Below are 21,807 nucleotides of genomic sequence, written 5' to 3' on the forward strand. Positions count from 1 at the left end.
CCACCCTCATGCCCTGCCGCGCCGACGCAGCATGTCTGCCAGCACCGTTGCGAGGATCAGGAGACCGATGACGGCGCGGAGCCAATAGGCCGAGACGTTGATGAAGATCAGTGCCGAGCCGATGGTGGCGAACAGGATGGTAGCCAGCGTCGAGCCGATGACCGTTCCGGTTCCGCCGAGGATGGAGACGCCGCCGATGACGGTGGCGGTGATGATCGTCAGCTCCAGATTTGGGGGGACGGTCGACTGGATCACCTGAAGCTGCGTGGCAAACAGGATCGCGGCAAGTCCCGCGAACGCGCCGTGGATGGCGAAGACGGAAACCAGACGGCGCTCGACGGGAATGCCCGTGGCCACCGCCGCTTCAGGATTGCCACCGATTGCGTAGATCGAGCGACCGAAGGCCGAATAGCGCATCCACAGGAAGGCGGCGACGGTGAGCACGATCATGAAGATCAGCGGCACGGGAATGGAGAACAGCCGCTTCTGCGCGATCAGGAAATCGGGCGGGAGATCGGTGATCCACGTCCCGCCGGTGACGCCGATCAGGCCTCCGCGCAGGATGGACAGCGCACCCAGCGTGACCACGATGGATGGTATTCGCCCATAGGCCACCAGCACGCCGATGACGGTGTTGACCGCCATACCGACCAAGATCGGCGCGGTGAGAGCGAACCATATCGGGTAGCCGGAGACGGCCAGCGTACCGGCGATGGTGGCCAGAACGCCGATGAGTGCGCCCACGGACACGTCGATATTGCCCGTCATGATGACCATCGCCATGCCGATGGCCGCGACTGCGATATAGGCGTTGCCGGAAAAGATGGTGATGAGGTTGTTGGTGTTGACGAAGCGCGGATTGATGAACGTCACCACCACGAACAACAGCACGATGGCACCCAGCACGACGCATTCCTGCCCGTAATCGGCAAACAGGCGGCGCAGAAAACCCTGGCGCCGTGCGCCGTTGCGCGGCCGGATGGGAGGCAGATCGACGGCTGCGGTCATCACGCTGCCTCCGCGTTGCGGTGGGCTGTCATGGCTGCGCCGACACGCTCGGGCGTAGCATCCGCACGGTCTATCTCTGCGGTGACGCGTCCGCCGCTCATCACCAGTATCCTGTCGCTCATGCCGAGCACTTCGGGCAGTTCGCTGGAGATCATGATGATAGCCACGCCGCGCTTCACCAATTCACCCATTATGGTGTGGATTTCGGCCTTGGCCCCGACGTCGACTCCACGGGTGGGCTCGTCGAGGATGAGCACCCTGGGCTCGGTCTCGAGCCACTTCGCGATGACAACCTTCTGCTGGTTGCCGCCCGAAAGCTCGCCCACCGGTTGGCCGATGTTGCGGCACCGGATGCCGAAGCGCCGGACCGCCGCAAGCGCCCTGTCGGCTTCCGCCCGGCCCCTGATGAAGATGCCCGACGACAGCCGTTCTATCGTCGCCATCGAGACGTTCTTGCGTATCGCCATGGACTTGACGAGACCCTGCAATCCACGGTCTTCCGGAACGTAGGCGATGCCGAGATCGCGCGCCTGACGCGGAGAGGCGATGCGGACGGCGTCGCCTTCGAGCAGGATTTCGCCGGACGTTGCGGGCGTCATGCCGAACAGGGTGAGTGCGAGCTCGGTGCGCCCACTGCCGACGAGGCCTGCGATGCCGAGGATCTCGCCTCGCCGCAGCGAGAATGAGATGTCCTGCACATGCCTGCCGTGGTTGAGGTTCTTGACCTCCAGCACGGTGTCGCCAATCTCGGCCTCGGCCTTGGGGAACAGGCTGTCGATCGGACGGCCGACCATCATAGACACGAGCTTCTGCTCGTTCACCTCGCCGATGTCGCAGGTGGCCACGTGGGCTCCGTCGCGAAGCACGGTCACCCTGTCGGCCAAGGCAAAGATTTCCGACATGCGGTGGCTGACATAGACGATGCCGACGCCTCGCGCGCGCAGCTGCCTCACCACCTGCATCAGCCGCTGTACGTCGGATTCCACCAGCGAAGCGGTCGGCTCGTCCATGATGAGGATGCGTGCATTGCGCGACAGTGCCTTGGCGATCTCGACACGCTGGCGCTGGGCGACCGACAGTGACAACACCTTGGCATCGACGTCCAGATCGTGGGTGTCGAGCTGGTCGAGAAGGTCGCGCGTGCGCTCGCGGACCGTCGGCCAATCGATCAAGCCCAGCCGCGTGCGCGGATAGTGACCGAGGAACACGTTTTCCGCGACGGTGAGTTCGGGAAACAGCAGCAGTTCCTGATAGACGGTGGCGATGCCCGCGGCGGTCGCGTCGCTCGTGGCCGCGAACTTGACCTCATCGCCATCGACGACGATGGCGCCGCTGTCAGGTTTGTACAGGCCGGCCAGCATCTTGATGAGGGTGGACTTGCCGGCGCCGTTTTCGCCCAGCAGGGCGTGGACCTCGCCTTGCCGAACGTCGAAGCTGACATCCTTAAGAACCTTGACCCCGACGAACGACTTGGACATGCCGGTGAGGCTGACAAAGGGTTTCGGTTGGCTCATCGCGCAGCCTCCCTCGGCATTCGGGCAGCCTGACGCCTGCCTTCCGCCATGGCCCGCCAGCGGTCGCGGTAGGTCTCCAGACCGGCGATGGTGCTGGCGGTGACGGGCAAGGTCTCGTCGGCAAAGGGCGACAGCCCTTGCGCCTTGAAGGCAAGGGCCGCAGCGCCGGTGGCCGATCCTTCGCTCATGGTGGAGCGGACGACTGCCTGGGAGGGGCGCAACTGCGCCAGCATGGCGGTAAACAGGTCGATCTTCGCCAACCCGCCGTCGATGATGAGCAGATTGTCCGACCGGATAAGGTCGAGCGAAAGATCGGTCATCATGGCGACGTAGAGCGCGGCGACGGCGGCGCGCTCCTCGCCTTCGACACTGCCTCCGACAATCTCGCCCGTGGTCTCGGGGAATGGCCCGCCGGCCGACCACGACGGCATGGCGAAAATGCCTCGCGCCATCACGCGCTCCACCGCGTCGCGTCCGATGGGACGGTCCCAGCCGTTGCTGATGAGATCGTACTCGCGCCCGCCCATGAAGCGCAGCGACGGTGCCGGCTCACCGTTTACCGTGACGTTGGCTATCATGTCGCGCTCGCCGTCCAGCGCGTCGAGTGGGCAATCGAGATTGATGATGATGACCCAGGTGCCGGTAGACACGAGCGTGAAGCCGGACAGGCCTGTCATGCGATAATAGGCGAGCGCGGCGTTGGAATCGTGCACGCCGTTGTGCACGGCAAGCGTTCGGCTGCTGCCGTCGGCCAGCGTGATCTCGGTCGTACCGACGACCGATCCCGCCGGCGCGATCTCGGGAAACAGCTTTCGCCAGCCCATCCGGTCGACAAGAGAGCTGAAATCGCGCTTCAGCGGCGCCCATAGCTGGTTGTGCGCGCCGAGATAAGACCACTCGGCGAGCGGGCGGCCGGTGAAGCGCCAGACCCAGTATTGCGGGAAGCATAGGATCGATTCCGTTGCCGCAAAGGCGTCGGGCTCCTCCACTTCCAGCCAGTGGATGTGGCGCGCGATGGAAAAGCCGAGCGGGAGCCAAGGCGTATAGCTTTCCGAAAAATCGGGCAGCAGGGGGTCGATTTCGGCTGCCACCGCCGCGGGGATTTCCTGCTCGTAGTCGAGGATCGGATGCAGAAGCTCGCGCCCGCGCACCAGCGCGAACGCGCAGCCATGCGCCGAGATCATGAGGCCGGTGACGCCGTGCGCAGCCACGACTTCGGCCAGTTCGCGGTTCATCCACGAAAACAGCGCGTCGTCGTCCAGCACGCTGCGGCCGCGAAAATCCTTCCAGACCGGTTTGGTGCGGCGTTCGTCCAGCAGCGCGCCCTCGGGCGAAAAGACGAACATTTTCGAGTTCGTCTTGCCGAGGTCGAACACCGCCAGCGCGCCGGTCATGGCTCGCCCCCCGCAGAAACGACGTGCAGCGTCACCCCGGCAGCATCCAGCATCTTGGCGTGCTGATCCGAGATGCCGTCGTCTGTAATGAGCGTCCCGACGCGCGACAGCGGCAGCGCGACGTTGCGGGCGTGAATGGCGAATTTGCGGCTGTCGGCCAGAACGACGATCTGGTCGGCGTTGGTGCTGAGTTCCTGAATGGAGCGCACCATCAGGGGGTGCGATTCCAGCAGCCCGTCCGCGCTGATGCCCTGCGCGCCCAGGAAGAACTTGGAGGCATAGAAGGATGTCGGCTGAGCGGGAGAATAGATGACGCGCGGCTCGCGGTGCAGGTCGCCTCCGGCAATCGTCAGCGTGCACTTGCCCTGTTCGCCTAGATAGGCGGCGAGCGGCATGGAATTGGTGAACAGGCGGATGTTGCGGTCCGCGAGCTTGACGCCAAGATGAAAGCAGCTCGATCCGCCATTGACGATGACGGCGTCGCCATCGGCCACCATGGTCGCGGCGCGGTCGGCGATCTGCCGCTTTGCGTCCACCGCAAGGTCGCGGTTTTCGTCGTAAGGGCGGGCGAAGGCGGTTGCCTGCGAGGCGCCGTCGAGCGCGGAAACGCCACCATAGACCTTACGGGCCGCGCCCGAGCCGTCGATCTTGTCGATGTCGCGGCGGATGGTAGCCGCCGAAACGCCCAGCCGCTCCTGAAGATCGCGCACGGACGCAAATGGCCTGTCGCGCAGGATCTCGATGATCTGTCGCTGACGGATCAGGTCGCTCACGCATTCTCCTCCCGTGGCGTCACCAAAAGGCGTCGTCATGAAGTAAGTTACGCAGATTGGCGCTTTAGGCAAGCGGTTTGTGATAAAGATCAATCATATTGCAGCGCAAACAGAGTATATGCGCTGCAACATGAGCGACTTGCATCTTTTTGCGATTGACAATGAGCATGGGTTGGCATGAATTTCATGTGGGCGAGCGGCCCATGGGAGGACTTCGAGATGGCCGAAGAGCGATCCGCGCGACTGGACAATCTATGGGATGATGCCCGGGCTGCCGCGATGAGCGAGCCGGACCGGCTGGTGTACCGCTCGAACCTGCTGGGCTCGGACAAGCGGGTGACCAATTACGGTGGCGGCAACACCTCTTCCAAGGTCACCCAGAAAGACCCGCTGACAGGCGAGGATGTCGAGGTTCTCTGGGTGAAGGGGTCCGGCGGCGACAGCGCCTCGATCAAGCTGGATGGCTTCGCCACCCTCTACATGGATCGACTGGAGGCGCTGAAGCGACTATATCGTGGTGTCGATCATGAAGACGAGATGGTCGGCTACCTCCCGCACTGCACCTTCAACCTCAATCCCCGCGCGGCATCGATCGACACGCCGCTGCATGCTTTCGTGCCGCGCAGCTATGTGGATCACATGCATCCAGACGCGATCATCGCGATCGCGGCGGCAAAGGATTCAAAAGCGCTGACGAAGGAGATCTTCGGTGACGCCATCGGCTGGCTCCCGTGGAAGCGGCCGGGCTTCGAATTGGGCCTGTGGCTGGAAAAATTCTGCCGAGAGAACCCCGACGCGAAAGGCGTGGTGCTGGAAAGCCACGGACTGTTCACATGGGGTGACACGCCGAAGGCGTGCTACACCACCACCATCGACACCATCAATCAGGCGATCGATTGGTTCGAGAAGCAGACGGGGGGCAGGGCGGCTTTCGGTGGCGCGGCTGCAAGCGCGCTCCCTGCCGCCGAACGTCGCGCGATAGCAGCACGGCTGATGCCGAGGATACGCGGCCTGATTTCGCAAAACGGCATCCACAAGGTCGGGCATTTCGACGATTCCGCTGCCGTGCTGGAGTTCGTCAACGCGCAGCAGCTCGAACCGCTAGCGGCGCTCGGCACATCATGTCCGGACCATTTCCTGCGCACGAAGATACGACCGCTGGTGATCGGGTTTGATCCCGCGAAGCCTGACGTGGACAACGTGATTGCCGGACTGCCAGCGGCACTGGAAGACTACCGCGCCGGCTACCAGGCCTATTACAACCGCTGCCGCCATCCGGATTCACCGGGTGTGCGCGACCCTAACGCTGTGGTGTATCTGATGCCCGGCGTGGGAATGTTTACGTTCGCGGCCGACAAGGCGACCGCGCGCATCTCCGCCGAGTTCTACGTCAACGCCATAAACGTGATGCGTGGCGCGTCCGCCGTTTCCACCTATGTGGGTCTGGCGGAGCAGGAAGCTTTCGACATCGAATACTGGCAACTGGAAGAAGCCAAGCTCCAGCGGATGCCGAAGCCCAAGTCGCTGGCCGGCAGGGTCGCCTTCGTGACCGGCGGGGCCGGGGGCATCGGCAAGGCGACGGCGGTTCGGTTGCTGCGCGAGGGCGCATGCGTTGTGCTGGCCGATATCGATGCACCGGCGCTGGAAAACGCGAGTGCTGAACTGGGCAAGGCTTTCGGAACGGATTTCGTGCGGACGACGCAGTTCGACGTCACCGACGAGACGGCGGTGGCGGCAGCCTACGCGCATGCGGCGGTAGAGTATGGCGGCGTCGACATCCTCGTCTCCAACGCCGGGATTTCGTCGTCCGCACCTATCGAAGACACCGAATTGTCCATGTGGAACCGCAACATGGACATTCTGGCCAAGGGGTACTTCCTCGTCTCGCGCGAGGCGTTCCGGGTCTTCAAGCAGCAGCAGATCGGAGGCAACATCGTCTTCATCGCATCGAAGAACGCGCTTGCCGCCTCGCCCAACGCGGCGGCCTACTGCACTGCCAAGGCGGCGGAAATCCACCTGGCGCGCTGCCTGGCGCTGGAGGGCGCGGAGGACCAGATAAGGGTCAACACGGTCAACCCGGACGCGGTGCTGCGCGGCTCCAAGATATGGACGGGCGAATGGCGCGAGCAGCGTGCTGCGGCCTATGCGATGGAGCCAGATCAGCTCGAGGAACATTACCGCAAGCGCTCCATGCTCAAGCGCTCGGTGTTCCCCGAGGATATTGCCGAGGCTGTCTACTTTCTCGCCTCGGACCTGTCGGCCAAATCGACCGGCAACATCATCAATGTCGATGCGGGCAACGCCCAGAGCTTTACGCGGTAGTCCGCTTTATCAGCGCTGGCCGTCCATCTCGGCCAGCTTGCGCACCCGGCGGCGGAAATCCTCGTCGGTCGAGAACTCTGCTTTCAGGTAGGCTTCAACCAGATCCTTGGCGAGCCACGGCCCGACGATCTGCGCGCCGATACACATGACGTTCACGTCGTCATGCTCGACCGACTGGTGGGCGGAATGGACATCATGGCAGACGGCCGCGCGGATGCCCTTGACCTTGTTGGCGGCGATCGATGCGCCGACACCGGTGCCACATACCATCAGCCCGCGCTCGGCTTCGCCGGCTGAGATGCGGTCGGTTACCTGCCGCGCGATGTCGGGAAAATCGACAGGGTTCGGATCATACGAACCGACATCCTCCACCTCGTGCCCGAGCGATTTGACGAACTCGACGATCGTCGCCTTGAGCGGGTAGCCTGCGTGATCCGAGCCAATGACGATGCGCATGTTTTCTCCGTATCCGTTTGTGTCAGCGAAGCATTGACGGCAGCCACAGGACCAGGCCGTCAGCGAAGGTGATGATGGCAAGCGTGGCCAGCAGCGGCACGTAGAAGGGAATGAGTGCCCTCAAAAGCTGGCGCAGCGTGATGCCGGCGATGTTGGTGAGCAGGAAAAGCGACAGCCCCATCGGCGGTGTCAGCAGCCCGAACATCAGGTTGAAGATCACAACGATCCCGAGGTGAACCGGATCGATCCCGGCCATCACCAGCGGCGGTGCTATCACCGGCACGACCAGAAGGGTGGCAGTGGTGGAATCCAGGAACATGCCCGCGATAAAGAAGATGAGGTTGGCGATAAGAAGCAGCATCAGCGGGTCGGTGCTGAACTGGAGTATCCAGCGCGAGAAGCTCTGGGGAACCTGCTCGACCGCCAGTATCCAGCCGAAAAGGGCTGCCACGGCGACAATGATGAGGATCGCACTTGTGCTCTTGACCGTCATCATGAGCGCGCTGCCGAGGTGGGGCAGAGTCAGTTCACGATAGAAGACCAAGCTGATGAAGACGACGTAGACGACCGTGACGGCGGCCGCTTCGGTGGGCGTGAACATGCCGAGCAGCATACCGGCAATCATCAGAACGGGCGCGATCAGCGCGGGCAATGCCGGTAGCAGCGAGACGAACAGCTCTCGCAGGGTGGGCCAGCGCTCGGCGCGGGGCAGCTTGTAGCGATAGGACAGCACGACCGTCGTCAGCATCAGCAGCGCCACGCAAATGAGCGCCGGCACGATGCCCGCCAGCAGAAGCTGGACTATGGAGACGCTGGTGACCGAGCCATAGACGATCAGCGGTATGCTGGGCGGGAAGATCGGCCCGACGACGGCGGATGCACCGGTAACGGCTGCGGAGAAGGGCGCCGTGAAGCCCTTTTTCTTCATCGCCTCGATCTCGATACGGCCGAGACCGCCTACATCTGCCAGCGCCGCGCCGGACATGCCCGAGAAGACGAGGCTCGAGAAGATGTTGACCTGCGCCAGCCCGCCCGGAACGCGGCCAACGGCCGTGTCGGCGAAACGGAAGATGCGGTCGGTGATGCCCGCGGAATTCATCAGATTGCCGACGAAGATGAAGATCGGCACCGCGACGAGCGGGAACGAATCGAGCGCGTAGGTGATGCGCTGCGCCAGAAGGCCGAAAGGCAGCCCCTCGATCAGTACATAGACGATGGAGGGTATGAGGATGGCGTAGACAACGGGAAAGCCCGCAATGAAGAGAAGCAGGAAACCTGCAATGACGGCCAGACCCATCTTACAGCACCTTGGTGTGTTCGCGGGGCGGGTTGCGCAGGTCGCGCAGGTGCAGCAACGCGGCTGCGGCGAACCCGAAGAACGTGGATCCTAGGAACAGCCAGAAGGGTATCTTCAGCGTCGGCGTTGCGTTGGTGAGGTTGCGGAAGATGGTCTGCCACGTGACCCAAGCGATGAAGGCGGCAGCCGCAAATCCCAGAAATGCGATGACCAACACGGCAGCCTTCTGCATCGCCGGAGGCAGCGCCTCGCGGAACTCGGCCATCACGATGTTCTCGTGGTCCATCACCACGAGCGGAAATGCCGTAAAGACGAGCACGATAAGCAGAAAGCGGGTGAACTCCTCCGCCCCGATGATCGCCGCGCCGAAAAGATCGCGCATCACCACCTGGGTGAAAGGCACGACCACGAGCAGGACGAGAACGAGGGCGCAGAACGCCATCAGGATGGTACGAAGATGCCGCATGACTTTTCCCCGTGATGCGCCGGCGGCCCGTGTTGCGGCCGCCGGGCGTCGCGATGCGTGTTATTCGACCGCTGCGATCTGCTCGATGTAGGTCGCGTAGTCGGGGAAGTCGGTTCGGATCTGCGCCAGCACCGAATCGCGGAAGGCGGCGATGTCGAGCCCTTCGGCCTCTGTGACGACGGTCATGCCGTGGCCCTTAAGCTCTTCGACGAGCTCGGCTTCGGACTCGGTCGCCCACTGGAGCGATTCCTGCGCCTTCTTGTCCAGCACCTCGGTGATGGCCTGTCGCTGCTCTTCTTCGAGCCCCTGCCAGATCTCCTCGTTGATGAAGACCGCAAGCACCGACTGCATATGCGCTGTCATGGCGACGTGCGACTGCACCTCGTATAGCTTGTTGGCGCTGATCATGGTGAGAGGATTTTCCTGCCCGACGACGAGACCCGTCATCAGGGCGGTCGGCAGTTCGGCAACCTCGACCGGCGTCGGCACTGCCCCAAAGCCCTTGACCATCGAGACCCAGAGATCGAGTGGAACGGCGCGGAACGGCTTGCCGGAGAGGTCGGCGGGCGACTTCACCTCGAAGTTGGACGAGATCTGGCGCGCGCCGCGATAGATGCGGCCGATGATGCGCACGCCGCCCTCGGCGACGAGGCGCTCGTTGATGGCCTGCAGGGCAGGCGAGGTCGCCGGGTCGGTGGCAGCCAGCGAGTGTGCGCCGTCGCGATAGATGAATGGGGCGTTGAACACGGCTACCTCGGGCACGATGCGCGCCAGCGAGGCGAAGTCGTGATGCCCCATCGAGATGGAACCCATGCGAACGCCGTCGACCATTTCGGCGACGCCGCCGAGCTGGCTGGCGGGGTAGACCTGTACGGTCACGGCGCCGCCGGTCGCTTCAGCGATCTCCGCGGACGCTTCGGCCGCATAGATCGTCTGGATGTCACCTTCCGCCCCGACATGCGCGTAGCGCAGATCGGCGGCGGAAGCGGCGCCCGCAAGTAGGCCCCATGCGAGCACGATGCCGGTGAGCCGGCTGATTGGCTTGAAGTGGTTCATAGTGTCTCCTTCCCTGTTTTCAGTCGTGTTTTTGATTGTCAGTCTTTTTCCTGCGGCGCCGCCTTTCTCGAAAATGCAGCGATGAAGCTCTTGCGGCGCAGTTCATCGCCGATGGCGAAATGGTCGCGCAGCTTCTGGTCGGCAGCGTCGGGATCGCGCGCGAGGATCGACAGGAAGACGTCGCGATGGGCCTCGACCAGATAGTCGATGATGCCCGGCGTGCCGCTGGTCTCCAGGCGGCGCTGGACGTGGCTGCGCTTCAGAAGCTCGGAGATCGACTGGTAAAGCGTGACGAGCGCCGGGCTGCGGCTGGCTTCCACGATCGCCATGTGGAAGGCGAAGTCGGCCTCGCCGCCGTCGTCCACATCGTGCAGCGTTTCCATCAGCCGGTGAAGAAGGCTGCCGATGCGCGACACGTCGCCATCCGTCGCGCGGACGCAGGCAAGCCGTATCGCCTGGCACTCGATGGCCACACGCGCCTGCATGATGTCGTCCATCATGTCGGGTTGCTGTGCGAGGCAGAAGGTGAAGAAGTCGCTCAACACGCCGATGTCGGCCTTGCGCACATAGGCGCCCTTGCCGTGGCGGATATCGAGAAAACCGAGCATCGCCAGCGAGCGAAGCGCTTCGCGCAGCACCGGACGCGACACGCCCAGCCGAAGGCACAGTTCGCGCTCGCCCAGAAGCCTGTCCCCGACGGTCAACGTGCGCGAAAGAAGCTGCTCGCGGAAGAAGGCATACACCTTCTCGGTTCCCGCAAGATCGTCGGCGCTTTCGTTCAGGATCGCAGTCATCTATCTGGCCAAACAGTGGTCATACCACATTGGCGCAGAAATCATGCGAGAGTCAACCTGTGGTGCAGAGTGGTGAACAAAATGGTTTCAACTGGTATTACCTGTATGAGGCGATCGGGCCGAAGGGTGGCTGCCTCGCAGCGGCGCCGATTTTCCTGTGCGCATCCCGGCTCGGGCTTTCGTGTGCCCGGCCGTTGCGGCATGGTCTGGCTTGACCGGAAATCGGTCAGAGTCAGGAACAGCTTGAGGATCGAGACCGATGACAGAATTCCGCGCGTCGGTGCGCGACGCGACCGAAGCGGACATGGACGCGGTCTGCGCAATCTACGCGCATCATGTGTTGCACGGCCTGGCAACCTTTGAGGAAGTGCCACCTTCCGTCGACGAAATGAAGACGCGCCGAGCAGCGGTTCTTGCCGCCGGGCTACCCTATCTGGTCGCGGAGCTTGAAGGCCGCATCGTCGGCTATGCCTATGCGACGGCCTATCGGCCGCGGCCTGCCTACCGTTTCTCCATCGAGGATTCCGTCTATGTCGAGGACGGGCTGGCGGGAAATGGGATAGGGAGTGGGTTGCTCACCGCGCTTATCGCACGGTGCGAGACGGGGCCGTGGCGGCAGATGCTGGCCGTGATCGGCAACAGCGGAAATGAAGGCTCCATAGCGCTGCACAAGCGCATGGGCTTCACGCATACCGGCACGTTCAAATCCGTTGGCTTCAAGCTTGGCCGGTGGGTGGATACGGTGCTCATGCAGCGGCCGCTGGGCGAGGGCGACGCGACGCTACCGGGGTCGCGCGAATAGGCCACCTATCACTGCTTCCAGCACCCTGAGGTGCTCGTCCGCCGGAGCGCCGGCCTCTATGGCGAGTGCCGCACGGTCGAACATGGCGCCGAGCTGCGCGGCCAGCGCGTCAAGCGGCAGGCTGGGCAGGTCTCCCGCTTCGATCGCGAGACCAAGCCCCTGCTTCAAAGTGCGTCCTCCGTAGCGCGCATCGATCTCGTCCATCTCGGCTCGGCCGAGTACGGCCGGCCCGTCCAGCAGCAGCAGGCGCGTGCGGCCTGGCACCGACATCGCATGGAGGAAGGCTTCGCCGCCCTTTAGCAGAGCGTCGCGCGGGGTCATCGTCTCCGGCGCGTCGCGCTCGATCTCCTCAGCCACCGCCTGCGATTCCGCCTCGACGACGGCGCGCAGCAGCGCCTGCTTGTCGGCGAAATGGTGATAGAGCGCGCCGCGCGTGACGCCGGCGGCGGTTACGATCTCGGGCGTGCCCGTTTCCGCATATGACTTTTCAACGAAAAGCTCCCGCGCTGCGGAAATGAGTGCGCCGCGCGTCGCCTCCGTGCGTTCACGATTAGACCGGCGCCTTAAATTTTGCTGTTGCATACATGCAGCCTGTATGTTAATTGAAAAATACATGCAGATTGTATGTTAATAGCGAAGGAAAGGAAAGACCGTGAAAGCCACCAGCTACTATCCTGTCATCATGACCGACGATGTCGTCGGTACCACTGCCTTCTACGTAGAGCATTTCAGCTTCAAGGTGCTGTTCGAGAGCGACTGGTACGTGCATCTTGCGTCCACCGAAGACGAGACGATCAACCTGGCCGTTCTCGACGGCACCCACGAGACGATTCCCGAGGTCGGCAGGGGGCGCGTGTCAGGGCTGCTGCTGAACTTTGAGGTCGAAGACGTGGATGCCATTCACGACCGGCTGGTGGCTGCCGGCCTGCCGGTGCTGCGCTCGCTGCGCGACGAGGATTTCGGCCAGCGCCACTTCATCACCGCCGATCCAAATGGCGTGCTGATCGACATCATCAAGCCGATCCCGCCGAACGCCGACTACGCCGCGCAGTATGCACCCGAGGCGCTGCCGGAGTAATGTCAGCATTGGGGTGCGGCGATCTTGCAAGAACCTTCCGCCCGGTTCTTGATAGGCTGCACCCCGAGAGGACCAGCGGCATGGAAAAGATCGACTTCAAGAAGGCCATGAAGCCGCTTTGGCAGCCGGCGGCGGGAAAATTCAGCATCGTGGACGTGCCGGCCATGCAGTTCGCGATGGTGGACGGGCGCGGTGACCCGAACACATCGCCCGCCTATGCGCATGCGATCGAGTGGCTCTACGCGGTCAGCTATCCTCTCAAATTCATGTCGAAGAAGGAACTCGGCCGCGACTACGCCGTGATGCCGCTGGAGGGGCTGTGGTGGGCGGACGACACGGAAAGTTTCATCAAGCGGGACAAAGCGGCATGGCACTGGACAATGATGGTCATGCAACCTGTCTGGATAACTCAGGAGATGTTTGCAGTTGCGGTCGACAAGGCGCGTGGCAAGCTTGGCGAACCGCCCGCAAGCCTTCGGCTGGAGACTTACGCCGAAGGTCTCAGCGTCCAGACACTGCACGTCGGCTCCTATGACGACGAGGGGCCGGTATTGCAGCGTCTGCATGCCGAGTTCATTCCGCAGAACGGGCTTGCCGAGACCGGCCGCCATCATGAGATTTACCTGTCCGACCCGCGCAGGACGGTTCCGGAGAAGCTGAAGACCATTTTGCGCCAGCCTGTGCGGCCTGCGTGAGGACAAATGCCTCAGAGCACGCTCACCCTATCCACCTCAGGCCCCGGCCTCTACGAATTTACCGACCGCGTAGCTGCGTTCGTGCGGGGCGCCGGTACGGAGACGGGCGTGGTGACGGTATTCGTGCGTCACACCTCATGCTCGCTGGTGATCCAGGAAAACGCAGATCCGGATGTGAGGCGCGACCTCGATGCGTTCTTCCGGCGACTGGTTCCGCCGTCCACCGACCCCTCGATGCGGTGGGTGGTTCATACTACCGAGGGACCGGATGACATGCCGGCGCATATCAAGGCCGCACTGACGGCCGTGTCGCTCTCCATTCCCGTTTCCGGCGGGCGAATGGTGCTGGGCACATGGCAGGGCATCTACCTGTTCGAGCATCGCGACAGCCCCCATCGACGCGAGGTGGTGCTGCATCTTGGCGCGTGACGCACATCGCGGTTTCCCTTGCCCGGCTGCCGGGGTTATAGGTGGGTATCGTACAACAAGACTGCGTTTGGCGCGGCGATGACGGGAGACGGCGATGTCGTTCTGGAAAAAGCTCTTTGGTGGAGGCGATGCCGGTGGCGCTGAGCCTGCCGGTGATCCGGTGGAGCACAAGGGGTTCCTCATCCGCGCGACGCCCTTCACGGAAGGCGGGCAATACCAGACCTGCGGCATTATCTCGAAGGAGATCGACGGCGAGGTGAAAGAGCACCGGTTCATCCGGGCAGACCGCTTTCCCTCCCGGGACGATGCCATTGACGTGACGTTGCGAAAAGCGCGGCAGATCATCGACGAGCAGGGCGACCGGATATTCAAATGAGTTGCTCGCGGTGGCCGTTCGCGTGCCGGTCGGCGGCACTTCGGATGGGGAACTGACACGCCCAGGCAGGCAATAGACGGGGAGGATTTGATGTCGCTGGCAGGAAAGACGCTGTTCATCTCGGGAGGCTCGCGCGGCATCGGGCTTGCGATCGCGCTTCGGGCGGCGCGTGACGGCGCAAACGTGACCATTGCAGCCAAGACCGCCGAGCCCCACCCGAAGCTGCCGGGCACGATCTACACGGCCGCGGAAGAAATCGAAAAGGCTGGGGGCAAGGCGATGCCGGTTTTGTGCGATATCCGCGAGGAAGCGCAGGTGGGAGCGGCGGTGGAAAAGACCGTCGAGACCTTCGGCGGCATCGACATCTGCATTAACAACGCAAGCGCGATCAACCTGACCGGAACGCTGGCGACCGATATGAAGCGCTACGATCTAATGCACCAGATCAACACGCGTGGTACGTTCCTTGTGTCGAAAATGTGCATTCAGCATCTGAAGTTGGCGGCAAATCCTCACATATTGAATCTGGCGCCGCCGCTCGACATGCAGGCCAAGTGGTTCAAGAACCATGTCGCCTACACGATGGCGAAGTTCGGGATGTCGATGTGTACGCTGGGCATGAGCGCGGAGTTCGCCCGTGACGGCATCGCGGTCAACTCGTTGTGGCCGTTGACGGCCATCGACACAGCGGCGGTGCGCAATCTTCTCGGCGGCGAAGCCGTCGCTTCGATGAGCCGTTCGCCGCAGATCATGGCGGATGCCGCCCACGCGATCCTGACCAGACCTTCACGCGAGACAACCGGAAATTTCTTCATCGACGAGGAAGTGCTGCGTGCGGAAGGGGTGACCGACTTCTCCGTCTATGCGCCCGGCGCGACCGGCCCGCTCGCAGGGGATTTCTTCGTGCCGGACGAGGTTTTCGAGCGGACGGACACGAAGGTGGCGCGCACTTTCGGCTAGTCAACCGAACATCAGTCCCTGAACGAAATCGGGAAGCGTCTGCGTAGCCCTCAATGCGATCTTTAGGTCGGCTCGCACTGCGCGTGGCACCGTACCGATCTCCACCCTGTTCGAGACAGGTACGCCGGCTTCCAGGTCGCGGCTCTGCTGTTCCAGCACAAGCGTCACGAACATCCGGTGCGCTTCAAGCAACCTTGCTATGTCCTCCATGTTGCCGAGGTTTTTCGCCGCAAGCCCTTCAAGCCTTTCTCGCGTCGAGCGGCGACGAATGTCGTGGCGGATGGCAAGCGCGCGTGCGGCGGTGACGATCGGAAACAGGCCATAAAGCTTTAGGTCGATGCGGCCTTCGCTGGTCCTCGGATTACCCAGGAAGGTGAACGGGCTGGGGGCGGAAAACAGCTTCTCGCCCATCAGCTTGGCAAAAGGGGGCTGGTCGGTTGCCGTCGCAAAGGCATGTTCGAAGAGTTCCGCCCCCAAGGCGAGGTCGCCGTGGACCGGGCGCTGATCGAAGAAGATGTCGACGTTGAGCAAATCTTCGGCGCGTGATCGCCCGACCCAGTCTGCGATGCGAGCCCGCCAAGTGGCAGCCGATCCGCGCCATTGCGCGTTCTTCGCCATCACGCCGCCCTTGCAGTAGGGGATGCCCGCAGCATCTAGAATGTCGGCAACGCGGCTCCCCAGATCGGCAAACCATCGATCTGCCTCCCGGTCCGGCTCGCCTTGCGCAAACACGATCGCGTTGTCCTGATCGGGAGCAAGCAGGCTTTCGCCGCGTCCTCCAGAGCCCAGCACCATCAGCGCATAGGGGCAAGGCGGCGCGCCTAGACCCTCCTCCTTCATCGCCGCTTCAGCGAGTTCGGCCGCGCGGCGCGTCATGACGCGTATTTCCTCGCTGACGACGCCGGCCACAAGGCGGGCGTCCAAATCTTCGGCAGCGAGGCTGCGTGCGACTGCGGGGAGCGTTGCCCAGGCCTGGGCCATCTCGCTTGCGCTGGCGGCTGCACCGATGGCGTCGTCCAGACTGATTGCGGAACCCGCCCGCAGGCGCAACAGGTCGCGCGCCGAGATGACGCCGGACAGCCGCTCGTTTTCGTCACGGACGGCCAGGTGGCGGATCTTCAGCCGCTCCATGCGGGCGATGGCGCGGTAGACGAACGCCTCACCCGATATGCTGGCCAACGGGCGCGAGGCGAAATCGCCGGCCCTCATCCCGAGTGCGTCCGCGCCGTGGGCAGCGATGCGGCGCATCACGTCCCGCTCGGTCAGGATGCCGTATTGCGACACCGGCCCCAGAGGTTCGCCGTCAGCACTCACGAAGACGGAGCTGATGCGCCGCTCCGTCATCAGGTCTATTGCGGCCTTTGCGGCCATATCTTCGCGGATCGTGGCGACGGGGCTCGTCATCAGGTCGCGCACGCGGTGCCGGTATGCGTAGGGATCGACAGGGCTGATCGAGGCCGACAGGTCCGGCCGGGATACGGGTTCGGCCCATCCGGCACGATGGGCGCTTTCGAGCTGCGATGCCAGAGAGAGGCATGCGCGCTCCGCCTCGGCAAGGGTGCGGATCCCGCGCTGGGCCAGATGGGGAACCAGCGCTACGAAGATTTCCGCCGCGGCATGCGCGTCGCCGATGGCGCTGTGCCGGCCGGCAATGCGCACGCCGAGCCAGCCGGCAAGCGTGTCAAGCGATTCTTCGGGAAGGCGGGGGTTGGCAATCGCGCCAAGCAGGCGAACGCACAGCGCGCGCGGCTTGGTCCAGTGCAGATCTGCCCGCGACGCCTCGCTTTCCAGCACGGCGAGATCGAAGCCTATGGAATGGCCGATGAGAACACGTGCGCCGCAAAAGGACTGGAACGCACGGAGCGCGTCTGAAAAGGGCGGCGCGCCGCGGACGGCAGCGTCGTCGATGCCGTGAATGGCGGTCGAGGAAAGCGAGATTGGTTCGCCCGGGTCGACAAAAGTGTCGAACGTATCATCCGATCGCACCTTGCCGAGGGCAATCGCAACGCCTGCCAACTGCACGATACGCGCCCTTGCAGTATCCAGCCCGGTCGTTTCGGTATCGATCGCGACCGCATCCAGTGCGGCTAGCGGCATCGCTCCGCCTATGGCCTTCATGGAACTCCTCCTGCCGTGCAATGTGTCATTGCGAGGCGGGCAAGTCACCGGGAAGAAAGTCGAATACCGGATAAGACAAGGCCCGGCCGGGGAGGGGGAAACCGGCCGGGCCTCGCGCCACGATCCCCCGATCAGAGGGATGGGGCAGGGAACTCTGGTGGTCGGGGCCTATTGCCCCGACCACTTTTATGTGGGGATACGCATATGGCTTTTCAAAGGCCTCATGCGCGGTCCGCCAGCTGTCACTGCTGGGCAGAGGCGACCGGTGCCACCAGCGGCGTGATACGGCGCATCGCGACACGGCGGTTCTGGCGCTCTGGTTCCTCGGTCGCGACCTTCAGGTAGCGTTCGCCATAACCCTGAGTGACCAGGTTCTCCGGCGGAATGCCGAACACGTTGGTCAGCGCCATGGCGACCGACTCCGCGCGCCTGTCGGACAGGGCAAGGTTCGCCTCATCCGAGCCGACCGCATCGGTGTGACCCTCGATCAGGAACGTCTCGGCCGGATTCTGATCCAGCAGACGCTCCATGGCAGTAGCCACGCCTTCCAGCCGCGCGATCTCGCTCTCCGCGATGGAAGCCGAGCCGAACTCGAAGGTTATGGTGTCGAGGTCGATGCGGCGCACGCTGTCGCGAACGCGTGCCGAGTACTTCACCTCGTCGATCGTGTAGAGGCGGCGTACCGGCTCGACCGGCGGCTGGTAAAGGAAGTCGTAATATACATCCTCATTGCGCACGTTTCGTGCATCTAGAATGTATTCCTCGCGAGGAATAGTCAGCCTCAGCGGCGGAAGATCAAGAGCAGGGTCACGCCATTGGCGACGCTCGTCCCGGTCGCGACGGTCTGCATAGACGAGCACGTATTCGGTGCCGTCCGGCATGATGCGCGAGCGGCGCACGATGTCGCCGTAGCGGTCGCGGATCGTCACCACCTGCACGCCGTTCGGGCGGACCACCGTCTCGCGATAGCGGCCGCGCGGAAGTTCCTCATAGTACACTTCCTCGGCGCCGCGGCCGATACGTTCCCGATCGTCGCTCTGCACGATGGTTTGGTTGTTGAACTGGATCACGATGCGATCACCGATCTCACGCAGCACATCCATTCCTTCGCGACGTTCGGCGCGTTCCTCGCGACGTTCGACACGGCGGCCTTCCTCGGCCCGCAGAGATTCGATCTGTACGGGCTCTTCAAGCTGCTGTGCGTCCTGGTCGGAGGTCGGAGGCGGGCCAGCGTCTTCGACCGGCGCAGGCTGTGCCTGCTCGCCGCCAGCTTCAGGCTGCGGTGCCTCTTCCTTCTGGCTGTCGAGGATCGGCGCTTCGCCTTCAGCAGGCTCCTGCATCTCCGTTTCGGCGTCGGGGGCCGGAGCTTGCTCTTCTGCGGCGGGGGCTTCCTCCTGCTCGAACTGCAGGCCGCCACCCTCGGCAGGCTGCTCAGCTTCCGGTTCGGGCGCAGGTTCTGCTTCCGCAGGGGCGTCTTCTGCTGCCGGGGCCTCTTCAGCGGGCTCTTCCGCTTCGGGCTGCATATCCTGTTCAGGCTCGGCAGGTTGCTCGAACTGGAGGCCATTCTGTGCAGGCGCTTCTTCCTCTACCGCGGGAGCCTCGGGCTCCACCGGCTCTTCGGCAGGCGCTTCCTCAGCGGGAGCCTCATCAGCTGGTGCTTCATCAGCAGGAGCCTCCTCTGCGGGTGCTTCCTCGGCAGGTGCTTCTTCTTCCGGGGCTTCGTCGGCAGGCGCCTCTTCTACCGGGGGTTCTTCGGCAGGTGCCTCTTCAGCCGGCGCTTCTTCGGCTGTGGGAGCTTCCTCTTCGCTCTGTCCTTCTTCCTCCTGCTCGCGAAGCCGGCGAAGTTCTTCTTCCGTCAGTTCGCCTTCTGTCGCCTGTGCGAGCAAAAGCTGAGAGGATGCCTGCTGTGCGACCCGGACGGGTTCGACCGTTTTGGCGGCAGCCGCATGCGGCGAGGCCTGCGCCTGCGCGGTCGCCATAACCAGCGCCAGCGCCGTGCCTGCAAGAATACTTGCTCGGTTCGTCATCAATTTCTCTCCTGTACGATCGTCCCGTTCGCCACCGCAACTTAGAACGCGGCAGTTTGTTCCGCTTTTGCAGCCTCTTGGGCGAAAGCCGGGCGATTACGCGGCAAAAGCGCGGCCGCGCGTACAGGTTCTTGACCCGGCGCCCTCAAGCGCGCAAACGAGCGCGATGACGCAGCCTTTCTGGAAGAAGAAGACGCTCGATGAGATGTCTCCCGCCGAATGGGAGGCGCTTTGTGACGGCTGCGGAAAATGCTGTCTCGCCAAGCTGGAGGACGAAGACACCGGAGAAATCCACTGGACCAGCGTGGGTTGCCGGCTGTTTGACGCCGGGCGCTGCACCTGCCGCGACTATGCTCATCGGTTGGAAGTCGTGCCGGATTGCGTCGGCCTCACGCCCGAGAAGGTGCGGTCGATCACGTGGCTTCCGCGAACTTGTGCCTATCGTCTGGTGGCTGAGGGAAATGACCTCTACTGGTGGCATTACCTGATATCGGGCAGCCGCGAAACGGTTCACGAGGCGGGCGTATCGGTCAGGGGCCGCGTGACCGCCAACGAAGACGATCTCGGCGAGCCGGAGGAATATTTCGACCACATGCTGAGCGAGGAGCCCTGATGCGGCGGGTGTCGCGCACGCGACGGTCCGCGGTGCAACAAGCGGGCCGCATGACCGGTTCCGCGTTCAGACAGACCCTGCCAACCATAAGGAACGACCTTCCATGAGCGAAGCCGAAACCCTCAAGCTGATCGAGCGCTATGTCGCCGCTTTCAACGCCGGCGACCGGGAGGCCATGCTTGCCTGCCTTTCCGAGGATGTCGCGCACGACATCAACCAGGGCGGGCGCGAGATCGGCAAGGACAAGTTCCGCTGGTTTCTCGGCATGATGGACAAGCACTATCGCGAGCAGCTTTCGGACGTTGCGATCATGGTCGGCCAGGGTGGCGGCCGGGCAGCCGCCGAGTTCACCGTGCGCGGAACCTACCTTTCCACGGCAGAGGGTCTTCCGGAGGCGAATGGCCAGACCTATTCGCTGCCTGCCGGTATCTTCTTCGAGGTCGATGACGGGCTGATCTCTCGCGTGACGACCTATTACAACCTTTCGGACTGGACAGCTCAGGTCTCGAAGGGCTGAAGCGGTGGAGGTGCGAAGGCTGACCCGTTCCGAAGTCCAAGCAGCCTTCGACGACCTCGCGCGTCTTCGGATCGAAGTCTTTCGCGACTTCCCCTATCTCTACGATGGTGACCCAGACTACGAGCGGCGCTATCTTGCAACTTACCTAGCTTCGCCGGGCGCCGTCGTCATCGGCGCGCTGGACGGGGACAGGCTGGTGGGTGCTGCGACGGCCTCGCCCCTGGCGGATCATTTCGAGGAGTTCGGCAGACCGTTCGTGGAGAGGGGGCTCGATCCGGCCGATTTCTTCTATTTCGGGGAGTCCGTCCTTGAGAAAGCCTGTCGCGGGCGCGGTGTCGGGGTGCGCTTCTTCGAGGAGCGTGAGGCGTCAGCACTCGAGGCCGGGTTTGCCAACTGCGTCTTTTCCGCCGTTATCCGCCCGGCGGATCATCCTCTGCGGCCGGCAGGCTATCAACCGCTGGACGGGTTCTGGAGCCGCCGTGGCTACGCACGCATCGACGGGCTGGAAACCAGCTTTTCCTGGCGAGACGTCGGTGAAGCCCAAGAGACCGTCAAGCCGATGGAATATTGGTCAAAACGGCTCTGAGGATGCCTGAACATGCGATGAACGGGCGGTTCGCAGCCGGTTCAGCTTCGCGATGGCAAGTTCGCGTTCATCGACGCAAATTGCTTACGGAGAGACACCATGTTCAAGATCATCAAGACTGCGGCCCTTTCCGCCCTGATCGGCTTCGGCGCGCTGGCTTCCATGCCGGCAGCCGCCCAGGCGCAGAGCGGCGGCATCTATTTCGGCTTCGGCAATGTCGGCCCCAACGTCGGACTCCACTTCAACGATCGCGGCCGGCACGACTATCGTGGGCGCCATCACCGCGGCCGGGACCATTATCGCGGCTGCTCGCCCCGTGAGGCGGTGCACAAGGCTTCGCGCATGGGCCTGCGTCATGCGCGCGTCGTTGGCGCAAACCGTCATACCGTTCGCGTCGAAGGGCGCGGCCACGGCTATCGCTATGCATCCGTGACTTTCGCAAACAGGCATCACTGCCCGGTCATCCGCTGATCCGGCGGGAAAGGCACTTGAAGAAGGGGCCGGCTCATCGCCGGCCCTTTCTCAT

General features: G+C 63.3%; 23 protein-coding genes. 11 read left to right on the forward strand and 12 right to left on the reverse strand.

Annotated features, from left to right (window positions below; genetic code table 11):
- Positions 1–6: 6 nt before the first annotated feature.
- Genes FY036_RS18015 through FY036_RS18030 form a run of 4 tightly spaced genes read right to left on the reverse strand, consistent with a single transcriptional unit; the run spans position 7 to position 4,689 of the window.
- Entirely contained in the window at positions 7–1,008 is a 1,002-nt protein-coding gene (locus tag FY036_RS18015) for an ABC transporter permease (RefSeq protein ID WP_148916145.1), read from the reverse strand.
- Positions 1,008–2,522, reverse strand: a complete 1,515-nt coding sequence (locus tag FY036_RS18020) for a sugar ABC transporter ATP-binding protein (protein ID WP_148916146.1) — start codon at positions 2,520–2,522, stop codon at positions 1,008–1,010. Before FY036_RS18020 ends, FY036_RS18015 begins: the two co-directional genes overlap by 1 nt.
- Positions 2,519–3,916, reverse strand: coding sequence for an FGGY-family carbohydrate kinase (locus FY036_RS18025; RefSeq protein WP_148916147.1), 1,398 nt, complete (start codon positions 3,914–3,916; stop codon positions 2,519–2,521). The genes FY036_RS18020 and FY036_RS18025 overlap by 4 nt, the downstream gene beginning before the upstream one ends.
- A complete protein-coding gene (locus FY036_RS18030; protein ID WP_148916148.1) occupies positions 3,913–4,689 on the reverse strand; it encodes a DeoR/GlpR family DNA-binding transcription regulator in 777 nt (258 codons plus the stop codon). The genes FY036_RS18025 and FY036_RS18030 overlap by 4 nt, the downstream gene beginning before the upstream one ends.
- Positions 4,690–4,908: 219 nt before the next feature.
- On the opposite strand from FY036_RS18030, the gene FY036_RS18035 reads away from it, so the two are divergent.
- A complete protein-coding gene (locus FY036_RS18035; RefSeq protein ID WP_148916299.1) occupies positions 4,909–7,011 on the forward strand; it encodes a bifunctional rhamnulose-1-phosphate aldolase/short-chain dehydrogenase in 2,103 nt (700 codons plus the stop codon).
- 9 nt (positions 7,012–7,020) lie between these two features.
- Here FY036_RS18035 and rpiB read toward each other — a convergent pair whose 3' ends face one another.
- The 5 genes from rpiB to FY036_RS18060 are packed head-to-tail and all read right to left on the reverse strand — an operon-like array spanning position 7,021 to position 11,080.
- Complete coding sequence (gene rpiB / locus FY036_RS18040) at positions 7,021–7,467, reverse strand: ribose 5-phosphate isomerase B (RefSeq protein WP_148916149.1); 447 nt, start codon at positions 7,465–7,467, stop codon at positions 7,021–7,023.
- A 22-nt stretch (positions 7,468–7,489) separates the two neighbouring features.
- Positions 7,490–8,764: a TRAP transporter large permease gene (locus FY036_RS18045; protein ID WP_148916150.1), complete on the reverse strand. Its 1,275-nt coding sequence runs from the start codon at positions 8,762–8,764 to the stop codon at positions 7,490–7,492.
- A 1-nt stretch (position 8,765) separates the two neighbouring features.
- Positions 8,766–9,230: a TRAP transporter small permease gene (locus FY036_RS18050; protein WP_148916151.1), complete on the reverse strand. Its 465-nt coding sequence runs from the start codon at positions 9,228–9,230 to the stop codon at positions 8,766–8,768.
- Positions 9,231–9,290: 60 nt separating this feature from the next.
- Entirely contained in the window at positions 9,291–10,286 is a 996-nt protein-coding gene (locus FY036_RS18055; RefSeq protein ID WP_148916152.1) for a TRAP transporter substrate-binding protein, read from the reverse strand.
- A gap of 38 nt (positions 10,287–10,324) precedes the next feature.
- Entirely contained in the window at positions 10,325–11,080 is a 756-nt protein-coding gene (locus FY036_RS18060) for a FadR/GntR family transcriptional regulator (RefSeq protein ID WP_148916153.1), read from the reverse strand.
- A 259-nt stretch (positions 11,081–11,339) separates the two neighbouring features.
- On the opposite strand from FY036_RS18060, the gene FY036_RS18065 reads away from it, so the two are divergent.
- Positions 11,340–11,882 carry a GNAT family N-acetyltransferase gene (locus FY036_RS18065; RefSeq protein WP_148916154.1) on the forward strand — a complete coding sequence of 181 codons (543 nt, stop codon included), beginning with the start codon at positions 11,340–11,342 and terminating at the stop codon, positions 11,880–11,882.
- Here FY036_RS18065 and FY036_RS18070 read toward each other — a convergent pair.
- The gene (locus FY036_RS18070; protein WP_148916155.1) at positions 11,862–12,464 is read right to left on the reverse strand and encodes a TetR/AcrR family transcriptional regulator; all 603 of its coding nucleotides are present in this window, start codon (positions 12,462–12,464) and stop codon (positions 11,862–11,864) included. The two genes, FY036_RS18065 and FY036_RS18070, sit on opposite strands and share 21 nt — an antisense overlap.
- 70 nt (positions 12,465–12,534) lie before the next feature.
- On the opposite strand from FY036_RS18070, the gene FY036_RS18075 reads away from it, so the two are divergent.
- The 5 genes from FY036_RS18075 (at position 12,535) to FY036_RS18095 (ending at position 15,420) form a co-directional block, all read left to right on the forward strand.
- Complete coding sequence (locus tag FY036_RS18075; RefSeq protein ID WP_148916156.1) at positions 12,535–12,960, forward strand: VOC family protein; 426 nt, start codon at positions 12,535–12,537, stop codon at positions 12,958–12,960.
- An 80-nt stretch (positions 12,961–13,040) separates the two neighbouring features.
- A complete protein-coding gene (locus tag FY036_RS18080; protein WP_148916157.1) occupies positions 13,041–13,655 on the forward strand; it encodes a GyrI-like domain-containing protein in 615 nt (204 codons plus the stop codon).
- A gap of 6 nt (positions 13,656–13,661) precedes the next feature.
- Entirely contained in the window at positions 13,662–14,084 is a 423-nt protein-coding gene (locus FY036_RS18085) for a secondary thiamine-phosphate synthase enzyme YjbQ (protein WP_148916158.1), read from the forward strand.
- 94 nt (positions 14,085–14,178) lie between these two features.
- Positions 14,179–14,460, forward strand: coding sequence for an HlyU family transcriptional regulator (locus tag FY036_RS18090; protein ID WP_148916159.1), 282 nt, complete (start codon positions 14,179–14,181; stop codon positions 14,458–14,460).
- 90 nt (positions 14,461–14,550) lie between these two features.
- Positions 14,551–15,420 carry an SDR family oxidoreductase gene (locus tag FY036_RS18095; protein ID WP_148916160.1) on the forward strand — a complete coding sequence of 290 codons (870 nt, stop codon included), beginning with the start codon at positions 14,551–14,553 and terminating at the stop codon, positions 15,418–15,420.
- Here FY036_RS18095 and FY036_RS18100 read toward each other — a convergent pair whose 3' ends face one another.
- Complete coding sequence (locus FY036_RS18100) at positions 15,421–17,538, reverse strand: DUF294 nucleotidyltransferase-like domain-containing protein (protein ID WP_148916161.1); 2,118 nt, start codon at positions 17,536–17,538, stop codon at positions 15,421–15,423.
- 242 nt (positions 17,539–17,780) lie between these two features.
- Entirely contained in the window at positions 17,781–19,565 is a 1,785-nt protein-coding gene (locus FY036_RS18105) for an OmpA family protein (protein WP_148916162.1), read from the reverse strand.
- A gap of 166 nt (positions 19,566–19,731) precedes the next feature.
- Between FY036_RS18105 and FY036_RS18110 the strand changes: the two genes are divergently transcribed.
- The 4 genes from FY036_RS18110 (at position 19,732) to FY036_RS18125 (ending at position 21,752) form a co-directional block, all read left to right on the forward strand.
- Positions 19,732–20,178 (forward strand): YcgN family cysteine cluster protein, encoded by a 447-nt coding sequence (locus tag FY036_RS18110; RefSeq protein WP_148916163.1) that lies wholly within the window; start codon positions 19,732–19,734, stop codon positions 20,176–20,178.
- A gap of 103 nt (positions 20,179–20,281) precedes the next feature.
- Positions 20,282–20,695 carry a ketosteroid isomerase-related protein gene (locus tag FY036_RS18115; RefSeq protein WP_148916164.1) on the forward strand — a complete coding sequence of 138 codons (414 nt, stop codon included), beginning with the start codon at positions 20,282–20,284 and terminating at the stop codon, positions 20,693–20,695.
- Positions 20,696–20,699: 4 nt separating this feature from the next.
- Positions 20,700–21,281, forward strand: coding sequence for a GNAT family N-acetyltransferase (locus FY036_RS18120; protein ID WP_201744800.1), 582 nt, complete (start codon positions 20,700–20,702; stop codon positions 21,279–21,281).
- Between the two features lie 99 nt (positions 21,282–21,380).
- The gene (locus FY036_RS18125) at positions 21,381–21,752 is read left to right on the forward strand and encodes a hypothetical protein (protein WP_148916165.1); all 372 of its coding nucleotides are present in this window, start codon (positions 21,381–21,383) and stop codon (positions 21,750–21,752) included.
- Positions 21,753–21,807 lie beyond the last annotated feature (55 nt).

The sequence above is a fragment of the Neoaquamicrobium microcysteis genome (assembly GCF_008180155.1).
Taxonomy (GTDB): Bacteria; Pseudomonadota; Alphaproteobacteria; order Rhizobiales; family Rhizobiaceae; genus Aerobium; species Aerobium microcysteis.